The 13,462-nt window shown below is 64.0% G+C and carries 14 protein-coding genes; 10 read left to right on the forward strand and 4 right to left on the reverse strand.

What is annotated here, in order from left to right; translation table 11 throughout:
• Window positions 1-80 precede the first annotated feature (80 nt).
• Entirely contained in the window at window positions 81-707 is a 627-nt protein-coding gene (locus tag ABEA18_RS06050; protein ID WP_345448395.1) for a GntR family transcriptional regulator, read from the forward strand.
• Between the two features lie 154 nt (window positions 708-861).
• On the opposite strand, the gene ABEA18_RS06055 is transcribed toward ABEA18_RS06050, so the two are convergent.
• Complete coding sequence (locus ABEA18_RS06055; protein ID WP_028265518.1) at window positions 862-1,095, reverse strand: DUF3073 domain-containing protein; 234 nt, start codon at window positions 1,093-1,095, stop codon at window positions 862-864.
• A gap of 241 nt (window positions 1,096-1,336) precedes the next feature.
• Here ABEA18_RS06055 and ABEA18_RS06060 point away from each other — a divergent pair, with 241 nt between their 5' ends.
• On the forward strand, window positions 1,337-1,966 hold the full coding sequence (locus ABEA18_RS06060) for a septum formation family protein (RefSeq protein ID WP_345448396.1): 630 nt from the start codon (window positions 1,337-1,339) through the stop codon (window positions 1,964-1,966).
• Between the two features lie 40 nt (window positions 1,967-2,006).
• Here the strand turns inward: ABEA18_RS06060 and clpB are convergent, their stop codons facing one another.
• Complete coding sequence (gene clpB, locus ABEA18_RS06065; protein ID WP_345448397.1) at window positions 2,007-4,676, reverse strand: ATP-dependent chaperone ClpB; 2,670 nt, start codon at window positions 4,674-4,676, stop codon at window positions 2,007-2,009.
• Between the two features lie 259 nt (window positions 4,677-4,935).
• On the opposite strand from clpB, the gene ABEA18_RS06070 reads away from it, so the two are divergent.
• The 8 genes from ABEA18_RS06070 (at window position 4,936) to ABEA18_RS06105 (ending at window position 11,178) form a co-directional block, all read left to right on the forward strand.
• On the forward strand, window positions 4,936-5,400 hold the full coding sequence (locus ABEA18_RS06070; RefSeq protein WP_345448398.1) for an SRPBCC family protein: 465 nt from the start codon (window positions 4,936-4,938) through the stop codon (window positions 5,398-5,400).
• Between the two features lie 16 nt (window positions 5,401-5,416).
• Complete coding sequence (locus ABEA18_RS06075; RefSeq protein WP_345448399.1) at window positions 5,417-6,286, forward strand: DUF4031 domain-containing protein; 870 nt, start codon at window positions 5,417-5,419, stop codon at window positions 6,284-6,286.
• Entirely contained in the window at window positions 6,283-7,062 is a 780-nt protein-coding gene (locus ABEA18_RS06080; RefSeq protein ID WP_345448400.1) for a 2-phosphosulfolactate phosphatase, read from the forward strand. Before ABEA18_RS06075 ends, ABEA18_RS06080 begins: the two co-directional genes overlap by 4 nt.
• Before the next feature lie 99 nt (window positions 7,063-7,161).
• On the forward strand, window positions 7,162-7,491 hold the full coding sequence (locus ABEA18_RS06085) for a PadR family transcriptional regulator (RefSeq protein WP_345448401.1): 330 nt from the start codon (window positions 7,162-7,164) through the stop codon (window positions 7,489-7,491).
• A gap of 2 nt (window positions 7,492-7,493) precedes the next feature.
• Window positions 7,494-7,874, forward strand: coding sequence for a DUF1048 domain-containing protein (locus ABEA18_RS06090; RefSeq protein WP_345448402.1), 381 nt, complete (start codon window positions 7,494-7,496; stop codon window positions 7,872-7,874).
• Complete coding sequence (locus tag ABEA18_RS06095; protein WP_345448403.1) at window positions 7,871-8,671, forward strand: ABC transporter ATP-binding protein; 801 nt, start codon at window positions 7,871-7,873, stop codon at window positions 8,669-8,671. Before ABEA18_RS06090 ends, ABEA18_RS06095 begins: the two co-directional genes overlap by 4 nt.
• Window positions 8,668-9,429: an ABC transporter permease gene (locus tag ABEA18_RS06100; protein ID WP_345448404.1), complete on the forward strand. Its 762-nt coding sequence runs from the start codon at window positions 8,668-8,670 to the stop codon at window positions 9,427-9,429. The genes ABEA18_RS06095 and ABEA18_RS06100 overlap by 4 nt, the downstream gene beginning before the upstream one ends.
• A 42-nt stretch (window positions 9,430-9,471) precedes the next feature.
• Window positions 9,472-11,178 carry a sialidase family protein gene (locus ABEA18_RS06105; protein WP_345448405.1) on the forward strand — a complete coding sequence of 569 codons (1,707 nt, stop codon included), beginning with the start codon at window positions 9,472-9,474 and terminating at the stop codon, window positions 11,176-11,178.
• Between the two features lie 9 nt (window positions 11,179-11,187).
• Here the strand turns inward: ABEA18_RS06105 and poxB are convergent, their stop codons facing one another.
• Complete coding sequence (gene poxB / locus ABEA18_RS06110) at window positions 11,188-12,924, reverse strand: ubiquinone-dependent pyruvate dehydrogenase (RefSeq protein WP_345448406.1); 1,737 nt, start codon at window positions 12,922-12,924, stop codon at window positions 11,188-11,190.
• A gap of 89 nt (window positions 12,925-13,013) precedes the next feature.
• Window positions 13,014-13,415 (reverse strand): YccF domain-containing protein, encoded by a 402-nt coding sequence (locus ABEA18_RS06115; RefSeq protein ID WP_345448407.1) that lies wholly within the window; start codon window positions 13,413-13,415, stop codon window positions 13,014-13,016.
• Between the last annotated feature and the right edge of the window lie 47 nt (window positions 13,416-13,462).

Here is a 13,462-nt window from a genome sequence, read left to right on the forward strand (position 1 = left end):
ATTCACTGTATACAGTGAATCCAATGATGTAAAGCACGTAGGATTGAACGAGTTTTGATACGAAAAAGGGGATGAGGCGAATGGCCACGCAAGCCGCCAAGGGGATGAGGCCGCTGAGCGAGCACGTCTACGACAGGATCAGCAATGAGATCGTCAACGGAGTGGTCGAGCCTGGCGCTCCCCTGGTCCAGGAACAACTGGCCGAAGAATACGGCGTGTCCCGGACGCCGGTCCGCGACGCCCTGAACCGCTTGGTGCACGAAGGACTCGCCACTTTGGTCCCGGGTTCCGGATATTTCGCGACGACGCTGACCCGCTCAGCGGTCGAAGAAGTCTACGAAGTACGCAAGGCCCTCGAGATCATGGCCATCCGGCAGTGCGGGGCAAAATACACAAACCTTCAGCTTGCCCGGCTCGAGCTGCTCATAGCCGAGGGCGCCGCAAGCGCCGACCCGGAGGAATTGTTTACCGCCACGCGGGCGTTCCATTTGGGCTTGGCGGCGCCTGCGCCGAACGGATTCCTGCTGAAAACGCTCGAATCCGTCTGGGACAACCCGGTTCAACGGCTCATCAGCCGCTCGTATCCCCTGGATGACGCCAAGCTTGAGCGCGTGGCAGACGCCCACCGGAAGATCCTGGCCGCAGCCCGCGCCAGCGACCTCGAAACACTGATCCCCCTGCTGGATCTGTGCCACGAGAAGGACTGACCGGAAAAGAAACGAAAAAAGCCCGTAGCGCACGCCAATCATGGCGCGCCCTACGGGCTCGATCGTTTTAGGAGGCATCTGGGGATGCCAAATCACTTCGTGTACGACGGCGGTACGCAACTCGATGCCGAAAGGCACCTGATTGTTGCTACAGCTATCCGATACGGCGGGTGTCTACCTCGTCGTCATCGTCTTCCAAGTCCTGTGCGTACTTGTCCTCGTAAGCCGAGTAATCCGGCTCCGGCGGATCGTCCGCGAATCGGCTCGTCGCACGACTTGATGGCCCAGTCAGCTCGCGCTGAAGGGCCGAATAGTCAGTGTTCGGGGAGTAGTACTTGATGTCCCGAGCCTGCTTGGTAGCTTTTGCCTTTTGACGGCCGCGCCCCATGGCGTGACCCCCTTTTGTACTTGGACCGGAGGTGGTCACCTTGGCGATCGGTGAGGCCCCGGAATGTTTGGTCAATTTGTCGTATGTCTAGATTACATGCTTTCTGGAGCAACTGCTTGCCACGACCTCGCGAAAGCGGCGTCACAGTTCCACACGGCGGTATCACCGTGCGTCGGCATGAAAAACTTGGGTAGAGTCGCCCTAATATCGGGCCGCACGCATGAAAGGCGCTAACTCAGACATGGGCCAGGACAACACGATCCCGGGCAACAACGGTACAGGCGATGCTGGCATGCCTGGCGAAAGCGAGCCCGAGGACGGCTTTCCCTCCGAAAAAGGGTCGTCCCTGCGGACTGCCCTGGACGCCATCACGCGGTATCGGCTCATCATTGGCGGCATTGTGCTGGCTGTATTGATCCTCATCGGGGTAGTGATCTGGATCCTCGTCGGGGCCTTGGCCAACCGCCCGGCGGCCGCGCCCGTCCCCGCACCGGCCACGTCCACCAGCCGCGGCCCCCTCCCGGCGGATGTCGAGGCAAAGGACTACCAGCTGGGCGATTGCTTCGCCGATTTCGACTCCAACGCCACCAAGTCCAAAGTGGTGGACTGCACCACCGACCATTCTGCCCAGCTGGGCGCCATCTTCCGGTACAAGGCTGACGACACCTTCCCCGGTGCCACTGCCTTACGTGACAAAGGCCGCGAAATCTGCCGTGATCTGATGCTCAACGAAGCCTCCACGAAGTACGCGCTCCTGCAGCAGAACGTGTACCCGAGTGCCACCAGCTGGGACAACGGCGACCGCCGTGTGGACTGCTTCATCGTGGTGAACTCGGGAAACACGCTCAAGGAATCCGTCCTGCAGAAGTAGTCCCCCCGCTCGTCCCGGCTGGCAGGCCCGCCGGGACGAGTTACTCCTTCCGCCTCACCGTCAGGCCGCTACCCGCCGGAGCACCGCCGTCGGGACCCGTCAAAGCCTCGAGACCCTCGATGGTGAGTTCGTCGACGTCGGCCGCAGTGTCCACCAGCACCGTGTCGCCGTCCGCGATCTGTCCGGCAAGGATCTCCTTGGCCAGGCGGTCGCCGATCTCGCGTTGAACCAGCCGCCGCAACGGACGGGCGCCGTAGGCGGGATCGTAACCGGACATCGCGAGCCCCGCGCGGGCGCCGTCGCTGACCTCAAGGGTGAGCCGGCGGTCGTGCAGCCGCTTGGTCAACTCAGCCACGTGCAGCTCGACGATCCTTGCGAGCTCGTCCACACTGAGCGGATCGAACAGGACAATCTCATCGAGCCGGTTGAGGAACTCAGGCTTGAAGGAGGAATTGACCACAGCCATGACCGCATTCCGTTTTGCCGCCGCGTCCAAGGTTGGATCCACCAGGAACTGGCTGCCCGAGTTGGAAGTCAACACCAGGATGGTGTTCCGGAAGTCCACGGTGCGGCCCTGCCCGTCGGTGAGGCGGCCGTCGTCGAGCACCTGCAGGAGGATGTCGAACACTTCCGGGTGGGCCTTCTCCACCTCGTCGAGCAGGATCACGGAGTACGGGCGACGGCGGACCGCTTCGGTGAGCTGGCCGCCTTCCTCGTAGCCCACGTATCCGGGAGGGGCGCCGACCAGCCGGGCAACGGAGTGCTTCTCCCCGTATTCGGACATGTCGATCCGCACCATGGCGCGCTCGTCATCGAACAGGAAGTCAGCGAGTGCCTTGGCGAGCTCGGTCTTGCCAACGCCGGTTGGGCCGAGGAACAGGAACGAACCCGTGGGGCGGTTGGGGTCGCTGATGCCCGCGCGGGCGCGGCGGACGGCGTCGGAGACGGCGGCCACGGCCTTGGACTGGCCGATCAGCCGCTTTCCGATCTCCTCTTCCATGTGCAGAAGCTTCTGGGATTCTCCCTGGAGCATGCGGCCGGCAGGGATGCCCGTCCAGGCAGAAATAACCTCGGCGATATCGTCCGCCGTGACTTCGTCCGCGACCATCAGGGCGGGCTTCGCTTCACCGCGAGCTTCCCGGGCGGATTCTTCCTCGGCTGCTGCGCTGAGCTCGCGCTCCAAGGCAGGCAGTTCGCCGTAGAGAATGCGCGAGGCAGCCTCAAGGTCGCCCTCGCGCTGGTACTTTTCGGCGGCCGAACGCAGTTCGTCGATTTTCGCCTTGAGGTCACCGACACGGTTGAGTCCGGCCTTCTCGGATTCCCAACGGGCGTTCAGTGCCGCCAGGGCTTCCTTCTTGTCCGCCTTGTCCGCGCGGAGGGCAGCGAGGCGTTCGATGGATGCCGCATCAGTCTCGCGCTCGAGGGCCAATTCCTCCATGGTGAGACGGTCGACGGCACGGCGGAGCTGGTCGATTTCCTCGGGAGCCGAGTCGATTTCCATGCGTAGCCGGGACGCCGCCTCGTCCACGAGGTCGATGGCCTTGTCCGGCAGTTGACGGCCCGAGATGTAGCGGTTGGAGAGCGTGGCGGCGGCTACCAAGGCGGAGTCCGCGATGGCTACCTTGTGGTGGGCCTCGTAGCGCTCTTTGAGGCCGCGGAGGATGCCGATGGTGTCCTCCACGCTTGGCTCGCCCACGTAGACCTGCTGGAAGCGGCGTTCCAGGGCAGGGTCCTTCTCGACATTCTCGCGGTACTCGTCCAGGGTGGTGGCCCCGATGAGCCGCAGCTCGCCGCGGGCCAGCATGGGCTTGAGCATGTTGCCTGCGTCCATGGCGCTTTCACCGGTGGCACCGGCGCCCACCACTGTGTGGATTTCGTCGATGAAGGTGACGATCTGCCCGTTGGAGTTCTTAATCTCCTCCAGCACGGCCTTGAGCCGTTCCTCGAATTCACCGCGGTACTTCGCGCCGGCCACCATGGATGCGAGGTCCAGCGCGATGAGGGTCTTGCCCCGCAGGCTTTCCGGGACGTCGCCGGCCACCATCCGCTGTGCGAGGCCTTCGACGACGGCGGTCTTGCCGACGCCGGGTTCACCGATGAGTACGGGGTTGTTCTTGGTGCGGCGGCTCAGGACCTGGACGACCCGCCGGATTTCGCTGTCCCGCCCGATCACGGGATCCAGCTTGCCAGAGCGCGCGACGGCGGTGAGGTCCATGCCGTACTTCTCGAGGGCCTGGAAGGTGTTTTCGGGGTCTTGCGAGGTGACTTTCCGGTCGCCTCGGACGCCCGGCAGGGCGGCGAGGAGCGCTTCGTGGGAGGCGCCGGCGTCGCGCAATAGCTTCCCCACGGCGTCGCTACCGGCAGAGAGCCCCAAGAGGAGGTGCTCAGTGGACACGAAGGAATCGCCGAGTTTCTCGGACTCGTTCTGGGCGGCTTGGATGGCCTGCATGGAAGGGCGGGAAAGCTGCGCTTGCTGCACTGAACTGCCCGACGACGACGGCAGGGCCTTGATGGCCGAACTCGCCTGGACGCTCACAGCATCCGGGTCCGCTCCAGTAGCGCGCAAAAGCGCTACGGCGACGCCCTCGCGCTGGTCCATGAGTGCTTTGAGCAGGTGGGCAGGCTCCAGCTGCGGATTTCCGGCGGTGGCGGCGTTCATGGCCGCCGCGGAAAGAGCCTCCTGGCTCTTGGTGGTGAATTTGACGTCCATGGAAGAGCTCCTCTCGGGAAGATGACTGTATCTCAAAGTTGAGTCTACTATGCTCAACTTTGACGGATCATCCCTCCTGCTCCATGTTTGCCGACGGCGAAACTGCTGTCCATAGCCTTCCCCGCTTACGGTGAAAAGTCCCTCACCGCGTGCCATGGCACCCGCCGTCGAAATCGGGGGTCCAGGCCGTGAGCTGCGCGCCGGAACGCCGCGCCCGGCCCGCACCCATGATCCCGGCAAAGCACCGTACGATATGCACATGGCACCCTTCACAGTCACTCGCAATGCTCTGATCCCGGCTGCACCCTCCGACATCTTCCCCTTCGTCAACAACTTCCACGAGTGGACCAAATGGTCTCCGTGGGAAGCCGTCGACCCCAAGCTGAACCGGAGCTATTCGGGCAAAGAATCCGGCGTCGGAGCAAAGTATGCCTGGAGCGGCAACAACAAGGCCGGCAGCGGCAACATGGAAATCGTCGGTGCGGAGCCTGGCAAGATCAATATCCGCCTGGAATTCACCAAGCCAATGAAGGGCGTGAACCCGACCGAGTTCACGTTCGTCCCCGAGGGTGGGGGAACCCGGGTCACCTGGACCATGACCAGTGAGAAGAAGGGAATCGGCAGAATCGTCGGGTTGTTCTTCAACATGGACAAGATGGTGGGCGGCGACTTCGAAAAGGGCCTGACCGCACTCGCAGCGGTAGCCACCCGGAAAACCTCCTAGTTTCCTGGCGCAGGCCATGGCCGTCTACGTTGATCCGCCGCTGTGGCCCGCGCACGGGACCGTGTTTTCCCACCTCGTCTCGGACACATCGCTCGAGGAGCTGCATGCCTTCGCCGAGGCCGCGGGGATCCCCGGGCGCGCCTTCGACGGCGACCACTATGACGTCCCGGAACGCCGCTACCAGGACCTCGTTTCCGCAGGCGCCATCCCTGTCGAGGCGCGTATTTTGGTGCGCAAACTGATGGCGAGCGGCTTGCGGATTCCTGCCCGCCAACGCAGCAAGGCGCTCACCGTACCCTTGCTGGAGCGCTGGAATTCGACACTTCCAGGACACGAAGAGCTGGGTTTTGAGCTCCTCGAACGCTGGGGCGAGGACCATCGGAAATACCACAGCCGCACGCATTTGCTGGCAGTCCTGGAAGCCTTGGATCTCCTCACCGAACCCGGACCGCCCGCGCGCTCAGTAACTTTGGCCGCTTGGTTCCACGACGCCGTCTACGAGGGAATCGCCGGGCAGGACGAAGAGCAATCGGCCAAGCTGGCCGAGGACCGCTTGGCTCTTGCGGGACTCCCGGAGCCGACGATCCACGAAGTTGCCCGGCTGGTCAGGCTGACCTCCACCCACGCCCCCGCAGCGGGAGACCAACTCGGCGCCCTCTTGTGCGACGCCGATCTCTCCATCCTCGGCGCGGAACCAACGGCTTACGCCCGCTACCTGACTGCCGTCCGCGAGGACTACGCCCACGTCGGCGATGCCGACTTCGCTGCAGGCCGGGCCGCCGTCGTCCGCCAACTGCTCGCCTTGGATCCGCTCTTCCACAACGAACGCGCGCGGAGCCTGTGGCTCGATGCCGCCCGCCGCAACCTGGAGGCCGAGCTGTCATGACCATGGCGGGGACGGTGCACCGGCAGCTTCCGTTCACAGTGAGGTTTGAATGGGGGCTCGACGGCGCCCAGGCGGTCGCGTCCGGAGCGGACCTCGCCGTCGTGGTTGACGTCCTCTCCTTCACCACGTGCGTCAGTGTCGCCGTCGACCGGGGTGCGCTGGTGTTCCCCTATCCGTGGAAGGACGCCGGTGCCGAGGATTTCGCCGCCCACCGTGATGCCCAACTGGCGGGTCCGCGAGGTGGAGGCGGACTGAGCCTCTCGCCGTCGAGCTTGCGGGACGCGCGGTCGTTGAGCCGCGTCGTGCTGCCTTCACCCAACGGCTCGTCGATCGCGTACGAGCTCGCTCGGGAAATCCCCCTTATCGCAGCCGTGTCACTGCGAAACGCAGCGGCCACCGCGGATTGGGTGGCATCCGAACTTCCCCCGGATGCGGTGGTGGCAGTGATCGCGGCCGGCGAGCTTTGGCCTGGCGGTTCGCTCCGGCCCGCCGTGGAGGATCAGATCGGAGCCGGCGCCTTCATTGCCGGGCTCGCTGCCGCAGGGCGGGGCGGCTTCACACCGGAAGACGGCAGGGAAGGTTTCGCGCCGGAGGCTGAGGCCGCGATGGCCGTGTTCAACGCTGCCGAACCCCGGCTCCATGACGCCCTGCGGGGCTGCTCCAGCGGACGGGAGTTGATCGGCTCAGGGTACCCGGACGACGTCGAGATCGCCGCCGAACTTGACGCCGGGACCACCGTGGCCCTGTTGAAGGACGGCGCTTTCCAGCGGCCTTGAGTCCGCATCGGCATGTTTCCACAGGGGCTTGTGCTCCCACTACTTAGCGGTACTATGTACTAGTAGCTAGTAACACTGAGTAGTGAAAGGAGGTGTGCGATGGGCAAGCAGATGACGGAGATGCTCAAAGGGACCCTGGAGGGCATCGTTCTCGCCCTCCTGACCGGGAATCCGGCGTACGGGTACGAAATCACGACGCTGCTCCGGGGCCAGGGCTTCACGGAGATCGCCGAGGGCACCGTGTATGCGCTGCTCGTCAGGATCGAGCAAAAAGGGCTTGTAGATGTCGAGAAGCGGCCGTCCGAGAAGGGCCCGCCGCGCAAGGTCTATTCGCTCAACGAGCAGGGCGAGAAGGAACTGGACGAATTCTGGAATACGTGGAGTTTCCTGTCCGAGCGACTGGAACAGCTCCGAAAGGGAGGAAAGTGAACATGACCACAGGGTGGATCGAGCAGCTCACGGGATCGCTCGAACAGAAGAAGCAATACCGGCAAAACAAGGCACGTGTGGAGAAGCTTCCCGCGGACTATCGCGCGGCGGCGACCGCGCTGGAACGGTACCTGATGTACTTCGGGGCCATCACCAAGGGCGATGTGCTGCTGCGGATGCTCGGGGACCTCACCGATCTCTTCGAACAGAGCGCCGCGGACGGAACGCCGATTCGCGCGATCGTCGGTGACGACCCAGTGGAATTCGCCGAAACGTTCATGCGCAACTACACGGGCGGGCAGTGGATCAACAAGGAGCGTGAACGCCTCGTCAAGGCGATCGACGCCGCTGCCGGGGACGATGGGAGGGAGGGGGAATCATGAGCAATGGATCCACCACGCGCGAACCCGCGATCCGCGTGCAGGGCATGAAAAAGTCCTACAAGGAGCTGCACGTGCTGCGCGGCGTGGACTTCGACGTGGCACCGGGCACCATCTTCGCCCTTCTCGGCTCCAACGGAGCAGGAAAGACCACGATGGTGAAAATCCTGTCCACACTGCTGAGTCCGGACGCCGGCACGGCCACCGTCAACGGATTCGACGTCGTGACCCAAGCGCTGCGGGTCCGGGAATCCATCAGCCTCACCGGACAATTCGCAGCAGTCGATGAAATCCTCTCCGGCCGGGAAAACCTGGTGCTGGTTGCCAAGTTGCGGCACCTGAAGGAGCCCGGCCAAGCGGCGGATGATCTTCTGGCGCGCTTCAACCTCTCCGAGGCAGCATCCCGAAAAGTGTCCGAGTATTCGGGGGGCATGCGCCGTCGCCTTGACATCGCCATGAGCCTGATCGGCCAGCCCGAGGTGATCTTCCTCGATGAGCCGACCACCGGGCTCGACCCCGAAGCGCGCATCGAAGTGTGGCAGGTAATCCAGGAGCTCGCGAATCAGGGCACCACTGTTCTGCTCACCACGCAGTATCTCGACGAGGCCGAACAACTCGCGGACCGGATCGCCATCCTTCATCAGGGGCGCATCATCGCGAACGGGACTCTCGCCGAGCTCAAGCAACTCCTCCCGCCTGCGAAGGTCGAGTACGTCGAAAAGCAGCCCACCCTGGAGGATATCTTCCTTGCACTTGTGGGGAACCAAGGCAAGGTCGCGTCAAGTAAGGACCAGTCATGAGCACACACTTCTTCGGAGACACGGCCGTCTTGCTGGGCCGCTCCATGCGTCACATCTTCCGCAGCGCGGACACGATCATCACCACCGCGATCACGCCGATCGCCCTCATGCTGCTGTTCGTCTACGTGTTCGGCGGCGCCATCAAGACAGGCACCGAGAACTACGTCAACTACCTGCTACCGGGGATCATGCTGATCGCGATCGCGTCGGGCATCGCGTACACCGCCGTTCGCTTGTTCACCGACATGAAGAGCGGCATTTTCGAGCGGTTCCACTCCATGCCGATCGCACGATCATCCGTGCTGTGGGCGCATGTGCTGACTTCCCTCGTTGCCAACGGGCTATCGCTCGTGATCATCATGCTGGTGGCCCTCCTCATGGGATTCCGCACATCGGCAAGCCTGCCGTCATGGCTCGCTGTCATCGGGATCCTGGCGCTGTTCACCCTGGCACTCACCTGGCTGGCCATCATCGCGGGCCTGACAGCGAAATCCGTGGACGGTGCCGGCGGATTTTCCTACCCGCTGATCTTCTTGCCGTTCATCAGCTCGGCTTTCGTGCCGACGGCCACTATGCCGGGTCCTGTGCGCGCTTTCGCCGAGAACCAGCCGGTCACTTCGATCGTCAACACGATCCAGGATCTGTTTGAACAACGGCCGATCGGCAGCGACATATGGGTCGCACTCGCATGGTGCCTGGGTATCCTCGTTCTCGCGTACTTCTTCGCCACGGCAGCCTATCGGCGCAGGATCAGCTAAGCAACCGCTTTAGCCCCAGGCACCATCTCGTATCATAGACATGTGACCTCCTACCTCCGGCGCAATGGTGCCGCACCGCCCCAAGCCCGTCCCGACGTCGAGCACGTCCTGGCGGTGCGCGGCACGTTGGGCTACCGGCAGTACCGCATCCCCGCGCTGGCCGTTTCCACGGCGGGAACAGTGCTCGCCGCCTATGACGGCCGGCCGAACTTGGACGACCTGCCCAATCCGATAGATCTCCTGCTCCGGCGCAGCACGGACAACGGCCGCAGCTGGGAGGAACAGCGGGTGGTTCGCAGCGGCTCGGGACTCAATGGCTACGGCGATCCGAGCCTTCTGGTGGACGCCGTGACTGGGCGGATTTTCATGTTCCACGCCGCAGGGACGCATGCCGGTTTCTTCGAGGCGGTAGCCGGGCTGGAACCGGACGACGACGTGCAGCACTGCGACGTCAGCTTTTCCGACGACGACGGCGTCACCTGGCAGCATCGGCGGCTCACTGCACAGCTCAAGCTGGGCAGGGGTGCCGACGCTCGCGACCGCGGCATCACGGGGATCTTCGCCGCGGCCGGGCAGGGAATCCAGCTGCACGCCGGTCCGTTCGCCGGGCGCCTGGTGCAGCAATTCGTCGTGCTCGTGGACGGCGAGATCATGGCGGCTTCCGCGTACAGCGACGACCATGGCGAGAAGTGGACGCTTGGTTCGCTCATCGGAAAGGGACCAGACGGGGTTGGCCCCAACGAGAACAAGGTTGCGTGCCTCGACGACGGCCGCCTCCTCCTGCATTCGCGCGCGACTCCCCGGCGCCTGGCAGCAATCTCCAACGACGGCGGCGAGACGTGGAGCCAGCTGGAACCCGTGGAAGACCTCCCCGACCCGAGCGACAACGGCTCCCTCGTCCGCTTCGACGGCCTGCCAAGCGTCATATCCCTGGGCACCCCGGTCACAAACAGCTGGCTGCTCGCGAGCAACAACCAGGACACCTCCCTGCGGCGCAACACAGTCCTCAGCCTGTCCACCGACAACGGGGCCAGCTGGCCCGCCAAGCTGGTCCTGTGCGAGGGAAGCTCGGCCTACTCGACCGCGGCGCGGCTCCCGGATGGCAACATCGGCGTCTTGTACGAACGGCAGGGATACCGCGAGATCGTCTTCGTCTCCGTCCCGGCTGAGCAACTGACGGAGCAGCTTTTGGGTTCGCCCGGATCGGGTGCGCCTGAGACCCAGCCCGATGGCCTCGAGTTTCACATGGAACTGCGCTCCATCACTCCCGGCCGGCCCGCGGCGTGGCAGAACGCCGGCGAATTCCACATCATTTCCCCGGATAACGGCGGTGATTGGGACGTTCAGACGTGGAAGGAAATCGGCCAAGGCTACTCGGCGGAGCAGGCGCAGATCCTCGGAACCCGCGAAGCCCAGGACCTCAACTACGGGCCCGTCATTCCGGGCTACAAAGCCGGGGACATCCTCGCCTTCACCGGACGAGCCCGCAACCTGGGCACCCGGCCGGCAACCGGCGTCGCACTCTTGGGACCGCACGCGAACCCGGCCGACTTCCCGCCAGCCGATCTGCCACCGGGCGCGAAAGCGCTGTACTTCACGCCGGTGTACACGGTCACCGAGGAGGATCTGGCGCGGGACTCGCTTGAGCTGACTTTTGCGGTGGCGTACGACGGCGGCGCCCGGGTGGTCGAACGCAGCTTCAGTTTCGATCTGCGCACGGGAGCCGTGACTACTGGCCCCGCCTGGTAACGGTTCCGGCTAGAAAATTTGGCGGATGTTGGTCTTTGCGAGGTCGATGAGCTGGTCGCCGCGGCCGGAGAGGACCGTCCGGATTGCGTAGAGCGTGAAGCCCTTGACCTGTTCGGCGCTGATTGCCGGCGGAATGGATAGTTCCTGCCGGGCCGTGCGGACGTCGATGAGGGCTGGACCGTCGTGGGCGAATGCTTCAGCCAATCCAGCTTTCAGCCCGGACGAGTTGTCCACCCGGATACCGCGGATGCCCAGCGATTCTGCCAGCTTGGCGAAGTCCGGATTCTCGAGCTCCGTGCCGAAATTGACGAATCCCGCGGCCTTCATTTCGAGCTCCACGAAGTTCAGCGAGGAGTTGTTGAAGACCACCACTTTGACGGGCAGCTTGTTCTGCACCAAAGTGATCAGCTCGCCGAGCAGCATGGTCAAGCCGCCGTCGCCGGCCAAGGCCACCACTTGGCGCCCCGGATACGCGGCCGCCGCACCGATTCCGTGCGACAGTGCATTGGCCATGGTTCCGTGGTTGAACGAGCCGAGCAGCCGGCGTCGGCCGTTCATGCCCAGGTACCGGGCCGCCCACACGGTGGGGGATCCGACGTCGCACGTGAAAACCGCATCCGGGGCCGCCAACTCATCCACGAGCCTGCCCACGAACTGCGGATGGATGGGCTGCCCGTCCTTGGCCGGGGAGGCCAGGTCATCGAGTTTGGCGCGCGACTTGGCGTAGTGCTTGAGCGAAGTACTCAAGTGTGTTCGCTTCGCCTTGCGCTCGATCAGGGGCAGGAGCGAGGCCGCAGTGTCCTTGACCGTGCCCACAAGGCCAAGATCGATCCGGGCCCGCCGGCCGAGTTGCTCGCCCCTGACGTCCACCTGGATGATCTTGGCGTTCTGCGGGTAGAACTGCTGGTATGGAAAATCGGTGCCCAGCATGAGCAGGGCCTCGCAGCTCTCCATCGCCCGATAGCCTGAACTGAACCCCAAAAGCCCGGTCATGCCGACGTCGAACGGGTTGTCGTATTCGATGTGCTCCTTGCCGCGCATCGCGTGGACGATCGGCGCGCCCAGTGCGTCTGCCAGGGCCATGACCTCGGGGTGCGCACCCGCAGTGCCGGCGCCGGCCAGGATGGTGACTTTGCCGGCCGCATTGAGGATACCCGCTGCCTCGGCGAGCTCCCGGGGGTTGGGCCGGATCTCCGGACGGGCGGCCCGGATCACGGCTGTCCGGTCGTTTTGCGACTCCGCGAGGGCAACATCGCCGGGAATCACGACGACGGCAACACCGCGCTTCTCGATCGCCGTCCGCATGGCGATTTCCAAGACCCTGGGCATCTGCGAAGGATGGGCAACGTGCTCGACGTAAACGCTGCACTCCCGGAACAACTCTTGGGGATGTGTCTCCTGGAAGTACTGGCTGCCGATCTCTTCGCTGGGGATGTGGGCGGCGATGGCCAGCACCGGAACCCTGGACTTGTTGGCATCGTAGAGACCGTTGATCAGGTGCAGGTTGCCGGGGCCGCAGGATCCCGCGCACACCGCGAGTTCATCCGTGAGGCCCGCCTCGGCGGCGGCTGCCAACGCCGCTGCTTCCTCGTGCCGGACATGCACCCAACGGATGCTCTCTTCCTCCCTCAGCGCGTCCGTGAATCCGTTCAGCGAATCCCCGGGGATTCCGTAGACGCGCTGGACGTTGTTGGCTTTGAGGGTGGCGACGATGTTCTTGGCAACAGTGTTCCTGGCGGCGGACATGGACTGTTCCTTTCGAGGGGAGGCAGTGCAGACACCGCCTACGCTACTCCGGAACAGTCCATGGCGCCGGGTGCCAGACGCGGGTAGGGCTAGTGGTACGTGCTGACGAACGGTCGGTTGCTGGGCACGATCTGCTTGCCCAGCGGCATGAGCGATACCGGAATGAGCTTCAGGTTGGCGATGGCCAGCGGGATCCCGATGATGGTGATGGCCATGGCGAAGGCCGTGACCACGTGCCCGATCGCGATCCAAATGCCTGCAACCAGCAACCAGATGACGTTGCCCAAGAGGGTAAAGACGCCCGCGCTCCCGGGCTTGTCGACCACCATGCGACCAAACGGCCACAGCGTGTAGGAGGCGATCCGGAACGACGCAATGCCCCACGGGATGGTGACGATCAACAAGCAGCAGACGATTCCGGCCATGAAATATCCCAAGGCCAGAACGAAGCCACCGCAGACGAGCCAGATGATGTTGAGCAACGTTTTCATAACTTCCATTGTCCCTTGCGGGACGCGGCCTGGGCCTAGGGGTTCGC

It is taken from the genome of Arthrobacter gyeryongensis (assembly GCF_039543785.1).
Lineage (GTDB): Bacteria > Actinomycetota > Actinomycetes > Actinomycetales > Micrococcaceae > Arthrobacter > Arthrobacter gyeryongensis.